The following is a 21,190-nucleotide window of genomic DNA, read 5'->3' as shown; positions in this document are numbered from 1 at the left end:
GCCGCCTGTCCGCCTTTCGGGCGCACGGCCGGCCCTGCCCGGCTCTGCCCGTACCGATGAGGCCTCGGGTCAGGAGACCGTGGCGGGGTCGGCCGGCTGGGCCACCCGCTCGGCGGCTCCGCCCTCGGTCTCGTCGCCGACCGCGATGCCGCGGCGCTTGGAGATGTACACCGCGCCGATGATGACGGCGATCGCGAGGGCCGCGACGACCGCCCGGACCACGGGGCTGGTGTCCGGGCCGAAGCTGAACTGCACGACGGCCGGGGCGATCAGCAGCGCCACCAGGTTCATCACCTTCAGCAGCGGGTTGATCGCGGGACCGGCCGTGTCCTTGAACGGGTCGCCGACCGTGTCCCCGATGACGACCGCGGCGTGGGCCTCACTGCCCTTGCCGCCGTGGTGGCCGTCCTCGACGAGCTTCTTCGCGTTGTCCCACGCGCCGCCGGAGTTGGCGAGGAAGACCGCCATCAGCGTGCCCGTGCCGATGGCACCCGCGAGGAAGGAGCCGAGCGCGCCGACGCCGAGGCTGAAGCCGACGGCGATCGGGGTGAGGACGGCGAGCAGGCCGGGCGTGGCGAGCTCGCGCAGCGCGTCCTTGGTGCAGATGTCCACGACGCGCCCGTACTCGGGCTTCTCGGAGTAGTCCATGATCCCGGGGTGCTCGCGGAACTGGCGGCGCACCTCGTAGACCACGGCACCCGCGGAGCGGGAGACCGCGTTGATGGCGAGGCCGGAGAACAGGAACACCACGGCCGCGCCGAGGATCAGCCCGACCAGGTTGTTGGGCTGGGCGATGTCCAGGCTGAGGTTCATCTCCCCGGCTTTGGCACCGACTTCCTTGACCGCGCCGGCGATCGCGTCGTTGTACGAGCCGAACAGCGCGGCGGCGGCGAGCACGGCCGTGGCGATGGCGATGCCCTTGGTGATGGCCTTGGTGGTGTTGCCCACCGCGTCCAGGTCGGTCAGGACCTGCGCCCCGGCGCCCTCGACGTCGCCCGACATCTCGGCGATGCCCTGGGCGTTGTCGGAGACGGGCCCGAAGGTGTCCATGGCGACGATGACGCCGACCGTGGTGAGCAGGCCGGTGCCGGCCAGGGCCACCGCGAAGAGCGCGAGCATGATCGACGTACCGCCGAGCAGGAACGCTCCGTAGACGCCGAGGCCGATGAGCAGCGCCGTGTAGACGGCGGACTCCAGGCCGACGGAGATGCCGGCGAGGATGACGGTGGCCGCGCCGGTCAGGGAGGACTTGCCGATGTCCCGGACGGGACGGCGGTTGGTCTCGGTGAAGTAGCCGGTCAGCTGCTGGATCAGCGCCGCGAGCACGATGCCGATCGCGACGGCGACGACCGCCAGGACGCGCGGGTCCCCGGAGTGGTTGGTGATCGCCGGGTTCTCGACGCCGACGAGCTCCTTGTAGGTGGCCGGCAGGTAGGCGTAGACGGCGATGCCGACCAGCCCCAGGGAGATCACGGCGGAGATGAAGAAGCCGCGGTTGATCGCCGTCATGCCGCTGCGGTCGCTGCGGCGCGGGGAGACCGCGAAGATGCCGATCATGGCGGTGATGACGCCGATCGCGGGGACGATCAGCGGGAAGGCCAGGCCCAGGTCGCCGAAGGCGGCCTTGCCGAGGATGAGTGCGGCCACCAGGGTGACGGCGTACGACTCGAAGAGGTCGGCGGCCATTCCGGCGCAGTCTCCGACGTTGTCGCCCACGTTGTCGGCGATGGTCGCGGCATTGCGCGGATCGTCCTCCGGAATGCCCTGCTCGACCTTGCCGACCAGGTCGGCGCCGACGTCGGCGGCCTTGGTGAAGATGCCGCCGCCGACGCGCATGAACATCGCGATCAGCGCGGCGCCGAGGCCGAAGCCCTCCAGGACCTTCGGCGCGTCGGCCGCGTAGACCAGGACGACGCAGGAGGCGCCGAGGAGGCCGAGGCCGACGGTGAACATGCCGACCACGCCGCCCGTACGGAAGGCGATCTTCATCGCCTTGTGGGAGACCTCGGTCAGGTCCTTGGCGGGCTCGCCCTCGGCGGGGGTGGCCTCTCTCGCGGCGGCGGCGACGCGGACGTTGGCGCGGACCGCGAGGCGCATGCCGATGTAGCCGGTCGCCGCCGAGAAGAGGGCGCCGACGAGGAAGAAGGCGGACCGTCCCGCCCGCTGGGACCAGGTGTCGGCGGGCAGCAGGAAGAGCAGGAAGAAGACCACGACGGCGAAGACGCCGAGGGTGCGCAGCTGGCGGCCCAGATAGGCGTTGGCGCCTTCCTGAACGGCTGCGGCGATCTTCTTCATGCTGTCGGTTCCCTCGTCGGCGGCGAGGACCTGGCGGACCAGGATCTGCGCGACGACGAGTGCGGCCAGTGCCACGGCCGCGATGACGATCACGATGAGCCGGTTGTCATCGGTGAGTACTGCGGCTGCCAGATCAGAGGTGCGATCCGGCGCGATAGGGGTGAAGAGCCCCGTCATTCGTCCTCCTTGACGTGATGAGCTCAAGATGTGGACGGATTGTAGGGAGCGCGCCCCGATCAAAACAGTGCGCAGGAAACGGAATTGGCGTGCTCCTGCTCCTCAGCAATAGATCGCGTCACTCCATTACCCTCGAAAGTGGTAATGGGGCAAAAGCATTGACGCCCGGTCATTGATCTAGGGAAATGAAAAAGGCCCTGCTCAGCAGGGCCTTGATAAAGATCGGAAGATACGAAGGAATGCGCGACGCAGTGGATCTACGGTGACTCGGAGGCTCCCGAGACCGGCCAGCTCATCCGGATGGTCCCGCCCGATTCCCCACTGGTCACCTCGACGTCGTCGACGAGCCCGCTGATCACGGCGAGGCCCATCTCGTCCTCGCCCTCGATGTCGGGGTCCAGGACGGCGTCGATGCCCGACACGGCATCGCCCGGGCCGCCGCCCGGTCCGGGAACCCCGTCGCCGACCTCGATGGAGAAGACCTTCTCCTCCTCGGTCAGGACCACCCGGACGGGCGCGGTCAGTCCGATGCTGCGATGCAGTCCGACGGCACGCGAGCAGGCCTCGCCCACGGCGAGGCGGACCTCGTCGAGGACGGCTTCCTCCACACCCGCCCGGCGCGCCACGGCGGCCGCGACCAGGCGGGCCGTACGGACGTGTTCGGGCTGGGCGCTGAAGCGGAGTTCAACGGTGGCCATGCGCGTCCCCCTCGGACTACGGGCGTGCCTTGACAGGGGCCCGGGCCAACCGTGGCCCGGTACCCCCGCTCTCGTCTTCGGCTCCTCGCCGTACGGAGCCGTCAGTCGGTGGCGGCGACGGCGTCTTCCACCGTGGTGTGGATCGGGAAAACCTTGGTCAGACCGGTGATGCGGAAGATCTTCAGGATGCGCTCCTGGTTGCACACCAGACGCAGCGAACCCTCGTGCGCGCGGACGCGCTTGAGGCCTCCCACGAGCACACCAAGCCCGGTGGAGTCGAGGAAGTCCACTCGCTCCATGTCGACAACCAGGTGGTAGCTGCCGTCGTTCACCAACTCGACCAACTGCTCGCGCAGCTTGGGCGCGGTATACACATCAATCTCGCCACCGACCTCTACGACCGTACGGTCGCCGACAGTGCGAGTCGACAGGGACAGGTCCACGGATCCTCCAGCACCTTGCTATCGAGCGGCGCCCCCCAGGGGCCTCCCCACCCGAAGGTAGGTGAGGGATTGGCTGCCGCAATGGCATTCAATCACTTACCGGCAGGCGCGCACGACGCCTTGGGACCATTGTCCCGCACGCCAGTGACACACTCGGTTCCAATGGCCAATACTCACCGCCCCGGTCGGCCCACGCCACCCGCGGACGTTCGAACCACCCCCGGAACGGTCCTGGACCGGCTGTCACGGGGGCCTTCCCGGGCTGCGCGCATCACCCATACGGAGCACTTGCCCCCTCGGGAGGGTCGTCATGCGGTCTGGCCCGACCGCATCCGAACGAATGTCGTAGCCGCAATTCAGGCCGCCGGGATCGACCATCCGTGGGAACACCAGGCCTCGGCCGCCGAGCACGCCCTGGACGGCGAATCCGTGGTCGTCGCCACCGGTACCGCCTCGGGCAAGTCGCTGGCCTACCTGGCCCCGGTGCTCTCCGCCCTCGCGGACGGCGCCGAGGCCCCGAACGGACGCGGCGCGACCGCCCTGTACCTGGCCCCCACCAAGGCCCTGGCGGCCGATCAGCGCCGCGCCGTACGGGAACTGGCCGCCCCGCTGGGCAACGCGATCCGGCCCGCCGTCTACGACGGCGACACGCCGGTAGAAGAACGCGAATGGGTGCGCCAGTACGCCAATTACGTCCTCACCAACCCCGACATGCTGCACCGCGGCATCCTCCCGGCCCACCCGCGCTGGTCCTCCTTCCTGCGGGCCCTGCGCTACGTCGTGATCGACGAGTGCCACACCTACCGCGGGGTCTTCGGCTCCCACGTGGCCCAGGTACTGCGCCGGCTGCGGCGGCTGTGCGCCCGCTACGGCTCCGACCCGGTGTTCCTGCTGGCCTCCGCCACCGCCAGCGACCCGGCGAAAGCGGCGTCCCGGCTGACCGGGGTCCGCGTCATCGAGATCACCGACGACGCCTCCCCGCGCGGCGAGGTGGTCTTCGCCCTCTGGGAACCGCCGCTCCTCACCGAGCTGCGGGGCGAAAAGGGCGCGCCCGTCCGCCGTACGGCCACGGCCGAGACCGCCGACCTGCTGACGGACCTTGTCGTGCAGGGGGTCCGCACGGTGGCCTTCGTCCGCTCCCGGCGCGGCGCCGAGCTGATCTCCGTGATCGCCCGGGAGCGGCTCGCGGAGGTGGACCGCTCGCTGGTGCGGCGGGTTGCCGCCTACCGTGGCGGATACCTGCCCGAGGAGCGCCGGGCCCTGGAGCGGGCCCTGCACTCCGGCGAGCTGCTGGGCCTGGCCGCCACGACCGCCCTCGAGCTGGGCGTGGACGTCTCCGGCCTGGACGCGGTCCTGATCACCGGCTACCCGGGCACCCGGGCCTCCCTGTGGCAGCAGGCGGGCCGGGCCGGGCGCTCGGGCCAGGGCGCCCTGGCCGTGCTGATCGCCCGCGACGACCCGCTCGACACCTACCTCGTCCACCATCCCGAGGCGCTGTTCCGCCAGCCGGTGGAAGCCACCGTCCTGGACCCGGACAACCCGTACGTCCTGGCCCCCCACCTGTGCGCGGCGGCGGCGGAGCTGCCGCTGACCGAGGCCGACCTGGAGCTCTTCGGCCCGGCCACCCACGAGCTCATCCCCCAGCTGGAGGCGGCGAAGCTGCTCCGGCGGCGGGCCACGGCCTGGCACTGGACCCGCCGGGAACGGGCCTCGGACCTGACCGACATCCGGGGCGGCGGCGGCCGCCCGGTGCAGATCGTCGAGGCCTCGACCGGCCGGCTGCTGGGCACGGTCGACGAGTCGGCCGCCCACACCGCCGTCCACGAGGGGGCCGTCCACCTGCACCAGGGCCGCACGTACCTCGTGAAGCGGCTGGATCTGGAGGATGCCGCCGCCCTCGTCGAGGAGGCCGATCCGCCCTTCTCCACCACCGCCCGCGACACCACCTCCATCTCGGTCCTGGAGACCGAGTCCGAGATCCCGTGGGGCAAGGCCCGGCTCTGCTACGGCTCGGTCGAGGTCACCAACCAGGTCGTCTCCTATCTGCGGCGCAAACTGATCACCGGCGAGGTGCTGGGCGAGGCCAAGCTGGACCTGCCGCCCCGCACCCTGCGCACCCGGGCCGTGTGGTGGACGGTCACCGAGGACCAGCTCGACGAGGCCCGGATCAACCCGGAGATCCTCGGCGGCGCCCTGCACGCCGCCGAGCACGCCTCCATCGGTCTGCTCCCGCTGTTCGCCACCTGCGACCGCTGGGACATCGGCGGCGTCTCGGTGCCGCTGCATCCCGACACCCGCCTCCCGACGGTCTTCGTCTACGACGGCCACCCCGGCGGCGCCGGATTCTCGGAGCGGGCCTTCCACACGGCCCGCGCCTGGCTGACGGCGACCCGCGACGCGATCGCGGCCTGCGAGTGCGAGGCCGGCTGCCCTTCCTGCATCCAGTCCCCGAAGTGCGGCAACGGCAACGATCCCCTCCACAAGCGCGGCGCCATCCGCCTCCTCACCCGCCTCCTGTCCGAGGCTCCACAGGCCCAGCAGGCCCCACCGCCGTAGCCGGCCCGGCTCTCCCCTCCCCGGGACCCGGGCCTGGACCTGAACCAGGACCGGGTCCAGACGGTTTCCGGGACGGGCCGGAGTCCGCCGCGCCCCCGCGACCGCCGACCCCGATGGCCTCGGCCGGAGGGCCCGCGCGGGCCGTGATCGTCGGGGCGAAGGGTCCCGTGGCGGGGCGGGCCGTCACCTCGGCCACCTCGCCCCGGAGGGTGCAGGCACCCAGGGACGCGCCCTGCGCCCGGGCGACCCGGCGAGCCGTGGCGCAGGCGGTCTCCGGTCCGTGGGCCCAGGTGGCCGCCGCCGCGAGCGCCGCCAGGTCCGCGGCCGCCGCCGCCCGGTGCCGGGCCACGACCGCCTGCCCGAGCAGCAGCACACCGCCGAACACGGCTCCCAGCACCGTCGCCACCAGCGCCGCCCACACCGTCGCCGAACCCCGGTCCCGGCTCACGGCGGCGGCCCCACGCTGTCCTCCGCCAACGCCACCGCCCGCGCCCCGAGCCGCACCGGCAGTCCGCCCGGCCCCGGCGCCGGGGCCGCCACCCGCACCCGCCACAGATCCCCCTCGCGCTCCAGCTCCACCCGCGCCCCCGACGGCGCGGCCGCCCGGGCCGCCGCCACCGCCACTTCGGCGGGCTCCGACCGGGCCGCCGCCCGGGCGCCGGCCCGGGCCGCGTCCACACACCGGATCTGGGCGGCGGCCGCCATCAGCGCCCACACCAGCAGCGCCGCGAAGAGCACCAGCGCCGGGATCACCAGGGCGGCCTCCGCCGTCACATATCCCCGGTCGCCCATTCCCCGGATTCCCCCGGGATTTCTCTCAGAACGGCACATCGAGCGCCTTCCCGATGGTCGACTGAAGGGCGGTGGCGACCACTTCGCTCGTCACCACCTTGTACAGAACAGCCGCGAACGCACAGGCCGCGATCGTGCCCATGGCGTATTCCGAGGTGGACATCCCCGCGTCGCTCCCGCGACCTCGCAGTGCCGTCCGCACACGAAACCAGATGATCCTCATGGCAACCTCCCGTTGATATTCCTTGCTGATGTACGTGATTAATGTGGCGTCAGGTGTTGGTGAGGAGAGCCGAGGCCATTCCGATCACCACCGGTGCCACCCCGATCGCGAGAAAAGCGGGGAGAAAACACAGCCCCACCGGCGCGGTGACGAGCACTGCCGCCCGCTGCGCCCTGGCACCCGCCTGCCGGGTCCGGTCCTCCCGGAGGGCCGACGCGAGCCGGGAGACGGGTTCCGCCGCGGGAGCGCCCGTCCGAGCGGCCCGCTCCAGGCACTCCGCGAGGGCCCGGGCGCCCGGTATCTCCGCCAACCTCCCCCACGCCGCGCCGGGTTCGCCGCCGAGCCGCAGCTCAGCCCCGGCCCGCGCCAGCCGCTCGCCCACCGGGCCGCCCAGCGACTCACCCACCACCTCGGCGGCCTCCACCGGACCGGCCCCGGCCGCCAGGCAGGCGGCCAACAGGTCGGCCGCGAACGGCAGCTGACGCTCCGCCTCCCGCAGGTCCACCCCGGCCGCAGGCCGCGCCCTGCCCTGCCACCGCCGCGCCCCGAGCGCAGCCACGACGCCGACGGCCACACCGGCCACCCCGCCGATGAGCACCCAGCCCGCCAGCAGCGCCCCGGCCGGCCCGCCCCAGGCGGCCACCACACGGCGCAGCCGCGCACCCGGTACCGGTCCCCTCGGGCCCGGTCGCACGCCCAGCAGGGCCCCGAGCCTGCTCCGGGCCCGCCGCGCCCGGAGCCGCGCCGACACCACCGACACCACCGACAGTGCAGCCACCGCCAGACACAGCGCGATCCCCAGCCTGTGGATCACGAAGCCGCCCATCACCGCTCCCCCGTCCGTACGATCCGCCGGCACCAGAGCAGCCCCAGCGCCTCCAGCACCCCGCCCGCGACCAGACAGCCCCACCCCATCGGGGTGTGCAGCAGCACCCGCAGCGGATCCGCTCCCAGCCCGGTGCCGATCAAGAGGCCCACCAAGGGCAGCAGGGCCAGCACCACCGTCGTGGACCGCGCCCCCGCCAACTGGGCCCTCAGCGACTCCTGCTGGTCCCTCTCGGCCCGCAGAGCCCCTTCCAGCCGGTCCAGCCCGGCGGCCAGGCCCGCACCGCCGTCCACCGACACCCGCCAGCAGGCGGCCATCCCGGCCAGCCCTTCCGCGCCGGGCTCCCGCGCCGCCTGGCGCAGCGCCCCGGGCACGTCCCCGCCGAACGCCGCGGCGGCCAGCACACCCGCCTCCATGGCGCCCGGACCGCCGGGGAGGGGCGCCGTCCGCCGTATCGCCGCGGTCAGGGCCTGACCGGACTGCGCTCCCGCCCGCAACTCCCCCACCGCCGCACCGCACAGAGCCACCACCTCGGCCGCCCGCGCCACCCTGGCCCGCTCCCGCGCCCGTGTCCGCAGCCACCGCCGCACCAGCGGCACCGCGGCCGCCCCGGCCAGCAGGGGGATCACCGATGTGCCGAGCACGGCGACCGCCAGCCCGGCGGCGAGGCAGCCCCACTCCCGCCGCCGCCCCGCCCGCACCCGCACGGCCGCAAGCAGCCGATCCGGGCGCACCGGCGCGCGCGGCGCCTCCGGAGCGCCCCGGGCCGACACCACCGCCCGGGCCCTGCGGAACACCCGGTCGCCGCCGGTCAGGCCCCAGGCGGCCGCCCCGGCGCACAGCACACCCGCGAACACCGGCACCGGCAGCGCCGCCACGGCGCTCACCGGGCACCCCGCAGCATCGGGCGCAGCCGCTCCCAGCCCCGCTCCCGCACGAAGCCCTGCGCGGCCCAGCGCAGCGCCGGCACGGTGACCACCAGACCTGCGGCGTCCCGCTCCAGCACGTGCACCTCGGCCACCCGGCGCCGCCCTTCCCGGTCCCGCACCAGGTGCACCACCAGCGTCAGCGCGGCCGCCAACTGGCTGTGCAGGGCGGCCCGGTCGAGCCCGGCTGCCGTCCCCAGGGCCTCCAGCCGGGCCGGGACATGGGCGGCGGCATTGGCATGGACCGTGCCACAGCCCCCTTCGTGACCAGTGTTCAGAGCAGCGAGCAGGTCTGCGACCTCCGCTCCCCGGACCTCACCGACGACCAGGCGGTCGGGCCGCATCCGCAGCGCCTGGCGGACGAGGTCCGCCAGCGTGACCAGGCCCGCGCCCTCCTGGTTGGCGGGCCTGGTTTCGAGCCGCACCACATGCGGATGGTCGGGGCGCAGCTCGGCCGAATCCTCGGCCAGTACGATCCGCTCACCGGGGCCGACCAGCCCCAACAGGGCGCTGAGCAAAGTGGTCTTACCGGTTCCGGTGCCGCCGGAGACGAGGAAGGACAGCCTGGCCTCGATCATCTCCCGCAGCAGCCGGTGCCCGCCGGGCGGCAGCGTCCCCGCCGCGACCAGTTCCTCCAGCGTGAACGCCCGCGGCCGCACCACCCGCAAGGAGAGGCAGGCCGACCCGACCGCCACCGGCGGCAGCACCGCGTGCAGCCGGGTACCGTCGGGCATCCGGGCGTCCACCCAGGGCCGGGCGTCGTCCAGCCGGCGCCCCGCGACGGCGGCCAGCCGCTGGGCGAGCCGGCGCACGGCCCCCTGGTCAGTGAAGGTCACCCCCGTCAGCTCCAGCCCTCCGCCCCGGTCCACCCACACCCGGTCCGGGGCCGCCACCAGTACATCGGTGACCTCCGGGTCGGCGAGCAGGGGTTCCAAGGGGCCCGCACCGACCAGCTCGGACCGTAACTCGGCGGCGACGCCGAGCACTTCCGCGTCGCCCAGCAGCCGGCCCTGGGACCGCAGGGCCGCCGCGACCCGCGCCGGGGTCGGTTCCGCCCCGCTCTCGGCGAGCTGACGGCGCACCGCGTCCAGAAGCAACGTGCTCATGCCGGCACCCCCTGGGCGGAGCCGAGCGCCCGCTGCCAGAAGCCGTCGCAGAAGCGGGACAGCGCGCCCCGCCCCTGCGCCCCCGGCGCCTCCCCCTCGGCCACGCGCCCGGGAAGTCCCACTTCGACCGGCACCTCACCGGCCAGCGGCACCCCCAGCAGTGCGGCCACCGCCTCCGGGTCGAGACCGCCCGGGCAGCGGCCCCGTACGACGACGCGTACGTCCCGGGCCACCATCCGCACCCCGGCCGCGACCCGGCCCGCGGCCGCCACCGCCCGCAGCTCGCCCGGCACCACCATCAGCACCAGGTCGAGCTGGGCCAGTGCCTCCGCCACGGCTTCGTCGACCCTCCGCGGGAGGTCGACCACGACGACCCCGCCCCGGCGGCGCGCGGCCGACACCACCGACCGCATCGCGGCGGGCGGTACCACCACCCGGTCCCCGCGGTCCCAGCTGAGCACCCGCAGGTCGTGCAGTTCGGGCAGGGACTCCTCCAGGGCTCCGGCGCCCACCCGTCCACGCGAGCCCGCGAAGTCGGGCCAGCGCAGCCCTTCCGCGCCCTCGCCTCCGAGCAGGACGTCCATGCCCCCTCCGAGCGGGTCTCCGTCGATGAGGATCGTCCGCTCCCCGGTGCGCGCGGCGCGGACGGCGAGCGCGCAGGCGAGGGTGGAGGCCCCGGCCCCGCCGCTGCCGCCGATCACCCCGATGGCGAGCGCGGGCCGCCCGGCTCCTTCCACCACATCGGCGATGCGGTCGACGAGACGGCTCTCGGCGTCCGGGAGCCTCAGCACCTCCTCGGCGCCGATCTCCACCGCCCGCTGCCACACGACGGGGTCGTCCAGGTCCCGGCCGACGAGGAACACGCCATCCCTGCGCGGCGCCCCGCGCACCCGCCTGGCCGCGTCGTCCCCGACCAGCACCAGGGGCGCGGACTCCCATCCGACGCTCCCGCCAGGCCCGCCCGCCCCGCCCGGCTCCGGCACCTCGTGGTGCACGTGCGGCTCGGCACCCGCGGCGGCGCACAGCCGCAGCAGATCGTCGAGCAGCAGGGGATCCTCGGTGATGATCAGCGGACGCCCGCCGACGACCGCACCCACGACAGCGCTCCCGGCCCCGCCCACCACGGACTCCGGCGTTTCGCACGACTTCGATCGAGCCACGATCTCCGCCCCCTTCTCCCGGCAAATCCAGCACCGCGGACTTCGCGGCTGGAATCACCGTGCAGCGATCGGGAAAAAGAAGTGGATCTTGCTCGAAAACTGTGGACACCGAGCCGATTGTGAATAACCCGGTCACCCTCACCGGTGAGTTCCGGAGCGCGGCGGAACCACTACGCAGCGTTACGAGTCAGGGAGGGTGAGGCGCCTTCGCCGTGGAGGCCTCGTACGACAGGAGGGCCGTAGGAATGGTCACTTGGGGCCGAAGGCAGGGACGCAAACCGCGTCCGGACATGCGACGACCCCCGCCGGGGGGGAGAGCGGGGGTCGTCCCCACGGTCCGACTCGGGGGGGGAGGAGCCAGACCGGGTTAGCACGGTCGCGAACGATCCGTGACTTCCATGGTGTACCCGAGAGCCCTCTCAGGCAAACCCACGCGCCACACCTTACGCCGAATGGTGGGCGCATATGCTCGGGGCGTGGAAAATCAGCCCTTGCAGCACTCCTCGCCTCGCACCGCAGCCTTCTTCGACCTGGACAAGACGGTCATTGCGAAGTCGAGCACCCTGACGTTCAGCAAGTCCTTCTACCGGGGCGGCCTGATCAACCGGCGCGCCGTGCTGCGCACCGCGTACACGCAGTTCATCTTCCTGGCCGGCGGCGCCGACCACGACCAGATGGAACGGATGCGCGAGTACCTCTCCGCCCTCTGCAAGGGGTGGAACGTGCAGCAGGTGCGGGAGATCGTCGCGGAAGCCCTGCACGACCTCATCGACCCGATCATCTACGACGAGGCCGCGTCCCTCATCGAGGCCCATCACACCGCCGGCCGCGACGTGGTGATCGTGTCGACCTCCGGCGCGGAAGTGGTCGAGCCGATCGGCGAGATGCTCGGCGCCGACCGGGTCGTCGCCACGCGCATGGTCGTGGGCGAGGACGGCTGCTTCACCGGCGAGATCGAGTACTACGCCTACGGACCCACGAAGGCGGAAGCCGTCCGCGAGCTCGCGGAGTCCGAGGGGTACGACCTCGCCCGCTGCTACGCCTACAGCGACTCGGCCACCGACATCCCGATGCTGGAGGCCGTCGGGCACCCGCACGCCGTCAATCCCGACCGGGCCCTGCGCAAGGAGGCCTTGGCGCGGGAGTGGCCGGTGCTCGTGTTCAACCGCCCGGTGCGGCTGAAGCAGCGGCTGCCCGGACTGTCGATGCCCGCGCGGCCGGCGCTGGTCGCCGCCGCGGCCGTGGGCGCGGCCGCCGTCACCGCCGGGCTGGTCTGGTACGCGAGCCGGCGCCGCAACCGCGCACTGGCCGCCGCCGCGTCCGCCTGACGCCCGCCACGTCCGACTGAGGCACGCCGGGGCGAATGTCCTGACCTGGGGCGATACGGACTGTCCGATTCGCCCGAGGTCATCCCGGTAGGTAAAAAGTGGAGCCAGGGGTTTCGCATGGCTCCCAAGCGGAGTACAAATAAAGCAACGGCCCGCGAGACCAAAGAACATCCGAGAGGATCATCTTTAAAACGCAGTAAGGCCCACGGACCGAAGCATGAACGCCGAGCACCCACGCGACGTCGACCCGTCGATTACGGGCCAGCCGCACCAGGTGACGGGCAAAGTTCCCGACCTGATGGGCAACCTTCGAGGACGCTTGGTAACTGGGCGTAAGTGCCAGCGGCGACACCAAAGCAAGACGGTGTCGCCGCAACCCATGTCCGGCCCTGTTCGCCGGATCCGGCGTTCGCCGGATCCCGCCGGGACCGGCCGGAAGATCTCAGGCCGCGCCGCGCTGCAGCGCCTCGCACACCGCCGTCGACTCGCGCACCCCGAGCTCGATCGCGCGGCCGCAGTGGGCGATCCAGGCGGCCATCCCCTCCGGGGTACCGGAGACGTACCCCTCGAAAGCGGCCAGATAGGCCTCCCGGCCCTGCTCCGCGTGGCCGACCTCCGCCGGGCAGATCGCCTTCGGGTCCAGCCCGCTGTTGATCAGGACGATGCGCTCGGCCGCCCGCGCGACCAGGCCGTTGTACGTGGCGAAGGGGCGCAGGGCCAGCAGCTCGCCGTGCACGACCGCCGCCGTGATCAGCGCCGGGGCGGAGCCACCCGCGATGATCAGGCGGGAGAGTCCGTCCAGCCGGCCCGCGACCTCCTCCGCGCTCGGCAGCGGGAGCTCGACCAGCGGTTCGTCCACCGGCTCGCCCGCCAGCCGGGGGCGGCCCACCACGTCCCCGTCCTCCGTCGACCCCGACGCCACGAGGTGGAGCCGCGCCAGCACGCGGAGCGGCGACTGGCGCCAGATGCTCAGCAGCTGGCCGGCCTCGGCGGTGAGCCGCAGCGCGGCGCCCACCGTCAGCGCCTCCGGCTCCGACCCGAAGTCGGTCCGGCGGCGCACCTCCTCCAGCGCCCAGTCCGCACCGGACAGCGCCGCGCTCCCGCGGGCGCCGCGCAGCGCGGCCTCCGAGGTGATCTCGCCGCTGCGGCGGCGCATCACCCGGTGCCCGTAGACCCGGTCCACGGCTTTGCGTACGGAATCCACGGAATCGGCGACACCCGGCAGCCCGGACAGGGCGGCCAACGGGTCAAAAGCGCTACTCATAAGTAGGGAGCCTACGCACTGCGCACCCGTAGCACCGACCCCTCCTTGGAGTGGTCTTCTTCACTCACCCTGACCACGCAGTGCGGTCAACCCGCTACGCTTGGTGAACATGAAGATCGCTTTCGTGGGAAAGGGCGGCAGCGGCAAGACGACGCTGTCCTCCCTCTTCATCCGCCACCTCGCCGCCAATGAGGTCCCTGTCGTCGCGGTGGACGCCGACATCAACCAGCACCTGGGCGCCGCGCTCGGACTCGACGACGGCGCGACCGCCGCGATGCCCGCCCTCGGCGCGCATCTGCCCCTGATCAAGGAGTACCTGCGGGGCTCCAACCCGCGCATCGCGTCCGCCGACACGATGATCAAGACGACTCCGCCCGGCCGGGGTTCGCGCCTGCTGCGGGTCACCGAGGACAACCCGGTGTACGAGGCCTGCGCGCGCACGCTCCTGCTCGACGGGGAGCCCGTACGGCTCATGGCCACCGGGCCGTTCACCGAGGCCGATCTGGGCGTGGCCTGCTACCACTCCAAGGTCGGGGCGGTCGAGCTGTGCCTCAACCACCTCGTCGACGGACCCGACGAGTACGTCGTCGTCGACATGACCGCCGGATCGGACTCCTTCGCCTCGGGCATGTTCACCCGCTTCGACATGACGTTCCTGGTCGCCGAGCCGACCCGCAAGGGCGTCTCCGTCTACCGCCAGTACAAGGACTACGCGCGGGACTTCGGGGTCTCGCTCAAGGTCATCGGCAACAAGGTGCAGGGCCCGGAGGACATCGAGTTCCTCCAGGACGAGGTGGGCGAGGACCTGCTGGTCACCGTCGGGCACTCCGACTGGGTACGGGCGATGGAGAAGGGCCGGCCGGCCGCCTTCGAGCTGCTGGAGGCGACCAACCGGCTGGCCCTCCAGGCCCTCCAGGACGCGGCCGACGACTCGTACGCGCACCGCGACTGGGAGCGGTACACCGAGCAGATGGTGCGCTTCCACCTGAAGAACGCGGAAAGCTGGGGCAACGCCAAGACCGGGGTCGACCTGGCGGGCCAGGTCGACCCCGAGTTCGTCCTGCGCGAGGGCCTCGGGTGCGCCGAACGGGTCGAGGAGACAGCGGATCCGGACGCTCTCGTCAGTCCTCGTCCGCACCGGCACCAGCCGGCTCCGCAGCCGGCTTGACCCCGGCGGGGGCCGTCGGAGGTGCGGCCGGCGGCCCCGCGGTCAGGAACTTCGCCCAGCCGCCCTTCGGCGTCTCGCCGACGTCGAGGGTGCGCATCCACTCCAGGGTCTTGGGGTCCTGGGCGTCCAGCCAGTCCGCCAGCTCGCGGAACGGAACGCAGCGGACCTCCTTCTGGGTGCACATGTCCTTGATGGACTCCTCGACGGCGCGCATGTAGGTGCCGCCGTTCCAGGATTCGAAGTGGTTGCCGATGATCAGCGGTGCGCGGTTGCCCTCGTAGGCCCGGTCGAAAGCCTGGCGCAGGCCGTCGCGCATCTGGTCGCCCCAGTACGCATGCTGCGAGGGGTCGCCCTGGGAGGTCGACCCGGACTGGTTCGTCATGAAGTTGTAGTCCATGCTCAGGGTCTCGAAAGCGCGGCCCGGCACGGGCACCAGCTGCAGCGGGATGTCCCAGAGCCCGTCCGTCTTCTTGGGCCAGATCTGCTTGCTGATGCCGCTGGAGTCGTAGCGGAATCCCATGTCCTTCGCTGCCAGCATGAAGTTCTTCTGGCCTTCGAGGCAGGGGGTACGGGCCCCGACGAGCTCCTTGTCGTAGTCGAACGGGAGCGCCTGCATGTCCTTCAGGCCCGCGTTGGTCTTCCAGTTCTTGACGAACGACTTGGCCTGGTTGATCTCGCTCTTCCACTCGTCCACGGACCATGTGCCGACGCCGCCGTCGGGACCGCAGAAGTGTCCGTTGAAGTGGGTGCCGATCTCGTTGCCCTCCAGCCACGCCCCGCGGACCTGGGTGGCGGTGTCCTTGATGCCCTGGAGGTCGCCGAAGCCGATGTCGGAGCGGCCGGACTCGTGCTGCGGAGCCGTGTAGAGGGAACGCTTCTCCTCCGGGAGCATGTACACGCCGCTCAGGAAGTACGTCATCCGGGCGCTGTACTTCTTGCCGACCTCGCGGAAGTACGAGAAGAGCTTCTGGCTGTCCTCGCCGGCCCCGTCCCACGAGAACACGACGAACTGCGGCGGCTTTTCGCCGGGCTTCAGCTTCTGCGCCTTCCGCACGTTCGGCTGCGTGCCGGTGTAGGCGGTCGAACCGTCGCCGATAAGCCGGTTGACGCTGCCGGGCGCCTCGGGGGCGGCGGCGCCCTTGCGGGCGTTCTGGCCTCCGGACGCCGGGGTCTTGGCGTGTTCCGAGGAGCCGCACCCGGCGACTCCCAGGACCAGCGCCGTGGCGGCCAGGCCGCCGGCGATCTTCTTCGTGGCGGCGATCATCCGCCCACCTCTCCCTCGCAGTTCATCGCAGGACTTCCGGGCCGCAACGTCCCACGCGATCCGATATGAGGAAGATGTGACAAGCCGTACAAAATGCTTAATCATCCTGGAGGGTTAATTTATAGGCCATTTGCCCCTATTCACTACCACCACTCTTTACTCTCCATTACCATCCATTTACCGAGTGTTGAGACTCCCGCCGCTTCATCCCTCCCCCAGAGGAGACGGGACCTTATGACAGCCACTTCCCCCACACCGACGAACAAAAAGCTCCGCCGGCAGAGCCGCAAGGACCTTCCCGCGGACCTCTCCGCCTCCATCGCCGTCTTCCTGATCGCCCTGCCGTTCTCCCTCGGCATCGCCCTGGCCACCGGCGCCCCGCTCCAGGCCGGGCTGGTCGCCGCGGCCGTCGGCGGGATCGTCGCCGGACGGCTCGGCGGAGCACCCCTCCAGGTGAGCGGACCCGCCGCCGGACTCACGGTCGTCAGCGCCGAATTGATCCAGCACTACGGGTGGCGTACCACCTGCGCCGTCACCGTGCTCGCCGGCGCCTGCCAGCTCGGCCTCGCCCTGCTGCGCACCGCCCGGTCGGCGCTCATGGTCAGCCCGGCCATCGTGCACGGCATGCTCGCCGGCATCGGCGTGACCATCGCGCTGGCCCAGCTGCACATCGTGCTCGGCGGCACCCCGCAGAGCTCCGCCGTCGCCAACGTCCTCGGCCTCCCGAACCAGTTGGCCGATCTGCACCCGGTCGCGCTCGGGGTGAGCGTGCTGACGCTCCTCGTCCTGTTCAGCTGGCCGAGGCTGCCCGGGCGGACCGGCCACGCCCTGCGCAAGGTGCCGGCGGCGCTCGCCGCCGTGGCGACGGCCACCGCGTTCGCCGCCCTGACCGGCCTCAGCCTGCCCCGGGTGGACCTGCCGTCCTGGCGCAGCCACGCCCTGCCCGAGCTCCCCGAGGGCCCGGTCCTCGGCATCATCGCCGCCGTCCTGACCGTCACCCTGGTCGGCAGCGTCGAGTCCCTGCTCTCCGCCGTCGCGACCGACAAGCTGATCGCCTCCGAGCGCGGTACGGGCAACCGCCCGCCGCGCGCCGACCTCAACCGGGAACTGCGGGGACAGGGCGCGGCGAACATCGTCTCCGGCGCGCTGGGCGGGCTGCCCGTCGCGGGCGGGGCCATGCGCAGCGTGGCCAACGTCAAGTCCGGTGCCGCCAGCCGGCGGTCGGTCATGCTGCACGGCTTCTGGGTGGTGCTCGCGGCGGGACTGCTCGTCCCCGCCCTCGACCTGATCCCACTGGCCGCGCTGGCCGCGCTGGTGATGGCGGTGGGCGTGCGGATGGTGAGCGCCACGCACCTGCGTACCGTCACCCGGCACCGCGAGATCGTGGTCTACGGCACGACCATCGTGGGAGTGATCCTCGGCGGGGTCCTCGAGGGCGTGGCCATCGGCATCGCCGTGGCGGTCGCGCTCGCCCTGCACCGGCTGGCGAGGACCCGGATCACGGTGGAACAGCTGGAGACCGGGGTCCACCGGGTGTGGGCGCGCGGCCAGTTGACCTTCCTCGCCGTGCCGCGGCTGACCCGGGTACTGAACCAGATCCCGCACGACGGGCGCGCCGTGATCGAGCTGGACGGCTCGTTCATGGACCACGCGGCCTACGAGACGCTGCAGGACTGGCAGGACTCCCATCGCGCCCACGGCGGATCGGTGGAGGTCACCGGCCGCCGCGCCGACGGGGCGCATTTCTCCGACCCGGCCCGGCGCGCACCGCAACGCGGGGGCCACCAGTGCTGCCGCCCCTGGACGCCGTGGCAGAACCACTGCGACCACCGCGCCACGGACACCCGTACGGACACGGCGGAGGCCGCGGTCACGGACGGCCCTGTCGCGGCGGGAGCTCCCACGTCAGCGGCATCGGCGGCCGCGGCCGCCCCGGCGCCCGCTCCCCGCCGGCGCGGCGCCGGTCAGCTGGCCAACGGGATCAGCGCCTTCCAGCGCGACACCGCGCCCCACGTGCGGGACGAGCTGGCCCGGCTGGCCCGCGAGGGGCAGCGGCCCTCCCAGCTCTTCCTCACCTGCGCGGACTCCCGCCTGGTGACCAGCATGATCACGGCCAGCGGACCGGGCGACCTGTTCACGGTCCGCAACGTCGGCAACCTGGTCCCGCTGCCGGGCGCCGAGTCCACCGACGACTCGGTCGCGGCCGCCATCGAGTACGCGGTGGACGTGCTCAAGGTGGACAGCATCACGGTGTGCGGCCACTCGGGCTGCGGGGCCATGCAGGCGCTCCTCAGCTCCTCCCCCGGCGCCCCGATCACCCCGCTGCGCCGCTGGCTGCGGCACGGACTGCCCAGCCTTGAGCGGATGGCCAGCCGTCACCACGCCTGGGCCCGGATCTCGGGCCGGCTCCCGGCCGACGCCGTGGAGCAGCTGTGCCTGACCAACGTGGTGCAGCAGCTGGAGCACCTGCGGGCCCACGAAGCGGTGGCGAGGCGGCTCGCCGAGGGCACGCTGGAGCTGCACGGGATGTACTTCCATGTGGGCGAGGCGCAGGCCTACCTGCTGTCCGAAGGCGAGGACTTCTTCGACTGCCGGGTCTTCGACACCGTCGGACAGCACGCCTGAACCTCAGTGTTGATGAACCGATAGCCTCACCTATCCGTGCAATCCTGTGGCCCCTTCCCGCGCCCTGCAGCGGGAAGGGGCCGTCGCATGGGTCCGGACGTGCTATAGGTCTAAACCAATTTCCGGCTACCCCTTGTCACGTGGGCCGCTGACTGATGAGCTATGCCCGGGGACACAACGGACACCCTGGGAAAGGGAGATGTCGTGAGCAATGAAAGCCTGGCCAATCTGCTCAAGGAGGAGCGGCGGTTCACACCGCCTGCCGATCTGGCCGCCGCCGCCAATGTGACACAGGCTGCGTACACACAGGCCGACGCGGACCGGCTGGGCTTCTGGGCCGAGCAGGCCCGGCGGCTGACCTGGGCCACGGAGCCGACCGAGACGCTCGACTGGACGAACCCGCCCTTCGCGAAGTGGTTCGCGGACGGCAAGCTGAACGTCGCGTACAACTGCGTGGACCGGCACGTCGAGGCCGGCAACGGCGACCGCGTCGCCATCCACTTCGAGGGCGAGCCCGGCGACAGCCGCGCGATCACCTACGCCGAGCTCAAGGACGAGGTCTCCAAGGCCGCGAACGCCCTGACCGAGCTGGGCGTGCAGGCCGGCGACCGCGTCGCCGTCTACCTGCCGATGATCCCCGAGGCGGTCGTCGCGATGCTCGCGTGCGCCCGCATCGGCGCCGCTCACTCCGTGGTCTTCGGCGGCTTCTCCGCCGACGCCGTCGCCTCCCGCATCCAGGACGCCGACGCCAAGCTGGTCATCACCGCCGACGGCGGCTACCGCCGCGGCAAGCCCAGCGCCCTGAAGCCCGCCATCGACGAGGCCGTCGGCAAGTGTCCGCAGGTCGAGCACGTGCTCGTCGTACGGCGCACCGGCCAGGACACCGCCTTCACCGAGGGCCGCGACGTCTGGTGGCACGACGTGGTCGGCCGCCAGTCCGCCGAGCACACGCCGCAGGCCTTCGACGCCGAGCACCCGCTGTTCATCCTCTACACCTCGGGGACCACGGGTAAGCCGAAGGGCATCCTGCACACCTCGGGCGGCTACCTCACGCAGGCCGCGTACACCCACCACGCGGTCTTCGACCTGAAGCCGGAGACCGACGTCTACTGGTGCACCGCCGACATCGGCTGGGTGACCGGGCACTCGTACATCGTCTACGGGCCGCTCGCGAACGGCGCCACCCAGGTGATGTACGAGGGCACGCCGGACACCCCGCACCAGGGCCGGTTCTGGGAGGTCGTGCAGAAGTACGGCGTCACCATCCTCTACACGGCGCCCACGGCCATCCGTACCTTCATGAAGTGGGGCGACGACATCCCCGCGAAGTTCGACCTGTCGAGCCTGCGCGTGCTGGGCTCGGTCGGCGAGCCGATCAACCCCGAGGCCTGGATCTGGTACCGCAAGCACATCGGCGGCGACCGCTGCCCGATCGTGGACACCTGGTGGCAGACCGAGACCGGCGCGATGATGATCTCCCCGCTGCCGGGCATCACGGAGACCAAGCCGGGCTCGGCGCAGCGCGCACTGCCCGGAATCTCCGCCACCGTCGTGGACGACGAGGCCAACGAGGTCCCGAACGGCGGAGGCGGCTACCTCGTTCTCACCGAGCCGTGGCCGTCGATGCTGCGCACCATCTGGGGCGACGACCAGCGGTTCATCGACACCTACTGGTCGCGCTTCGAAGGCAAGTACTTCGCGGGCGACGGCGCCAAGAAGGACGAGGACGGCGACATCTGGCTGCTGGGCCGGGTGGACGACGTGATGCTGGTGTCCGGGCACAACATCTCGACCACCGAGGTCGAGTCGGCGCTCGTCTCCCACCCCTCGGTCGCCGAGGCGGCCGTGGTCGGCGCGAACGACGAGACCACCGGCCAGGCCATCGTGGCCTTCGTGATCCTGCGCGGCAGCGCCTCCGAGACCGAGAACCTGGTCGCGGACCTGCGCAACCACGTGGGCGCCACCCTCGGCCCGATCGCCAAGCCGAAGCGGATCCTGCCGGTCCAAGAGCTGCCGAAGACCCGCTCGGGCAAGATCATGCGCCGCCTGCTGCGCGACGTGGCGGAGAACCGCGCGGTCGGTGACGTCACCACGCTCGCCGACTCCTCGGTCATGGACCTGATCCAGTCCAAGCTGCCGGGCGCTTCCAGCGAGGACTGACACGGGCCGACGGGCCGATCGGGCTCGGGAGGGCGTCCGGTGCGCAACGCGCCGGACGCCCTTTTCGCGCATAAAGTGATGATCGCCGGATACGCCCTTGGCTACACCCTGTAAAATATTGAAAGCGTCAAGAAAGTCCACAGGGTGAGCCGGGAAGTCTGGTCGGCAACTGCATTCGT

Annotated in this window: 17 protein-coding genes; 5 read left to right on the top strand and 12 right to left on the bottom strand. The window is 71.9% G+C overall.

All coding sequences use genetic code 11. The features are described 5' to 3' along the window. Positions 1–69 precede the first annotated feature (69 nt). The 3 genes from OG429_RS21225 to bldG form a co-directional block, all read right to left on the bottom strand. Positions 70–2,472 carry a sodium-translocating pyrophosphatase gene (locus OG429_RS21225; protein ID WP_328926873.1) on the bottom strand — a complete coding sequence of 801 codons (2,403 nt, stop codon included), beginning with the start codon at positions 2,470–2,472 and terminating at the stop codon, positions 70–72. A 257-nt stretch (positions 2,473–2,729) separates the two neighbouring features. Next, positions 2,730–3,170, bottom strand: a complete 441-nt coding sequence (locus OG429_RS21220; protein WP_328926872.1) for an ATP-binding protein — start codon at positions 3,168–3,170, stop codon at positions 2,730–2,732. 101 nt (positions 3,171–3,271) lie between these two features. Next, positions 3,272–3,613 (bottom strand): anti-sigma factor antagonist BldG, encoded by a 342-nt coding sequence (bldG, locus tag OG429_RS21215; protein ID WP_030152678.1) that lies wholly within the window; start codon positions 3,611–3,613, stop codon positions 3,272–3,274. 81 nt (positions 3,614–3,694) lie between these two features. Between bldG and OG429_RS21210 the strand changes: the two genes are divergently transcribed. Next, positions 3,695–6,169, top strand: a complete 2,475-nt coding sequence (locus OG429_RS21210; protein ID WP_328926871.1) for a DEAD/DEAH box helicase — start codon at positions 3,695–3,697, stop codon at positions 6,167–6,169. On the opposite strand, the gene OG429_RS21205 is transcribed toward OG429_RS21210, so the two are convergent. From OG429_RS21205 to ssd, 7 genes are read right to left on the bottom strand one after another with little or no spacing between them, the layout of a single operon-like run. After that, positions 6,117–6,554, bottom strand: a complete 438-nt coding sequence (locus OG429_RS21205; protein WP_443051313.1) for an Rv3654c family TadE-like protein — start codon at positions 6,552–6,554, stop codon at positions 6,117–6,119. The two genes, OG429_RS21210 and OG429_RS21205, sit on opposite strands and share 53 nt — an antisense overlap. 59 nt (positions 6,555–6,613) lie before the next feature. Then, positions 6,614–6,961 carry a TadE family type IV pilus minor pilin gene (locus tag OG429_RS21200; protein ID WP_443051273.1) on the bottom strand — a complete coding sequence of 116 codons (348 nt, stop codon included), beginning with the start codon at positions 6,959–6,961 and terminating at the stop codon, positions 6,614–6,616. Between the two features lie 25 nt (positions 6,962–6,986). Next, the gene (locus OG429_RS21195; RefSeq protein ID WP_319729372.1) at positions 6,987–7,184 is read right to left on the bottom strand and encodes a DUF4244 domain-containing protein; all 198 of its coding nucleotides are present in this window, start codon (positions 7,182–7,184) and stop codon (positions 6,987–6,989) included. 49 nt (positions 7,185–7,233) lie between these two features. After that, positions 7,234–8,010 (bottom strand): type II secretion system F family protein, encoded by a 777-nt coding sequence (locus OG429_RS21190; RefSeq protein WP_328926868.1) that lies wholly within the window; start codon positions 8,008–8,010, stop codon positions 7,234–7,236. Continuing rightward, positions 8,010–8,897, bottom strand: coding sequence for a type II secretion system F family protein (locus tag OG429_RS21185; RefSeq protein WP_328926867.1), 888 nt, complete (start codon positions 8,895–8,897; stop codon positions 8,010–8,012). Before OG429_RS21185 ends, OG429_RS21190 begins: the two co-directional genes overlap by 1 nt. After that, positions 8,894–10,042: a TadA family conjugal transfer-associated ATPase gene (locus OG429_RS21180; protein ID WP_328926866.1), complete on the bottom strand. Its 1,149-nt coding sequence runs from the start codon at positions 10,040–10,042 to the stop codon at positions 8,894–8,896. Before OG429_RS21180 ends, OG429_RS21185 begins: the two co-directional genes overlap by 4 nt. Beyond that, a complete protein-coding gene (ssd, locus tag OG429_RS21175; RefSeq protein ID WP_328930362.1) occupies positions 10,039–11,166 on the bottom strand; it encodes a septum site-determining protein Ssd in 1,128 nt (375 codons plus the stop codon). Before ssd ends, OG429_RS21180 begins: the two co-directional genes overlap by 4 nt. 488 nt (positions 11,167–11,654) lie before the next feature. Here ssd and OG429_RS21170 point away from each other — a divergent pair, with 488 nt between their 5' ends. After that, on the top strand, positions 11,655–12,530 hold the full coding sequence (locus tag OG429_RS21170; RefSeq protein WP_328926865.1) for an HAD family hydrolase: 876 nt from the start codon (positions 11,655–11,657) through the stop codon (positions 12,528–12,530). A 442-nt stretch (positions 12,531–12,972) separates the two neighbouring features. On the opposite strand, the gene OG429_RS21165 is transcribed toward OG429_RS21170, so the two are convergent. Next, on the bottom strand, positions 12,973–13,794 hold the full coding sequence (locus tag OG429_RS21165) for an oxidoreductase (protein ID WP_328926864.1): 822 nt from the start codon (positions 13,792–13,794) through the stop codon (positions 12,973–12,975). A 109-nt stretch (positions 13,795–13,903) separates the two neighbouring features. Between OG429_RS21165 and OG429_RS21160 the strand changes: the two genes are divergently transcribed. Then, the gene (locus tag OG429_RS21160) at positions 13,904–14,962 is read left to right on the top strand and encodes an ATP-binding protein (RefSeq protein ID WP_328926863.1); all 1,059 of its coding nucleotides are present in this window, start codon (positions 13,904–13,906) and stop codon (positions 14,960–14,962) included. Here the strand turns inward: OG429_RS21160 and OG429_RS21155 are convergent. Continuing rightward, complete coding sequence (locus OG429_RS21155) at positions 14,916–16,226, bottom strand: hypothetical protein (RefSeq protein ID WP_328926862.1); 1,311 nt, start codon at positions 16,224–16,226, stop codon at positions 14,916–14,918. The two genes, OG429_RS21160 and OG429_RS21155, sit on opposite strands and share 47 nt — an antisense overlap. Before the next feature lie 234 nt (positions 16,227–16,460). On the opposite strand from OG429_RS21155, the gene OG429_RS21150 reads away from it, so the two are divergent. Both OG429_RS21150 and acs read left to right on the top strand, forming a co-directional pair. Then, a complete protein-coding gene (locus tag OG429_RS21150) occupies positions 16,461–18,851 on the top strand; it encodes a SulP family inorganic anion transporter (protein ID WP_328926861.1) in 2,391 nt (796 codons plus the stop codon). A gap of 162 nt (positions 18,852–19,013) precedes the next feature. Beyond that, on the top strand, positions 19,014–21,011 hold the full coding sequence (acs, locus tag OG429_RS21145) for an acetate--CoA ligase (RefSeq protein ID WP_328926860.1): 1,998 nt from the start codon (positions 19,014–19,016) through the stop codon (positions 21,009–21,011). The last annotated feature ends 179 nt before the right edge of the window (positions 21,012–21,190 follow it).

The organism is Streptomyces sp. NBC_00190, from assembly GCF_036203305.1.
Classification (GTDB): Bacteria; Actinomycetota; Actinomycetes; order Streptomycetales; family Streptomycetaceae; genus Streptomyces.
The sequence above is the reverse complement of the archived record's forward strand: the minus strand, read 5'-3'. Positions and strand labels throughout refer to the sequence as shown.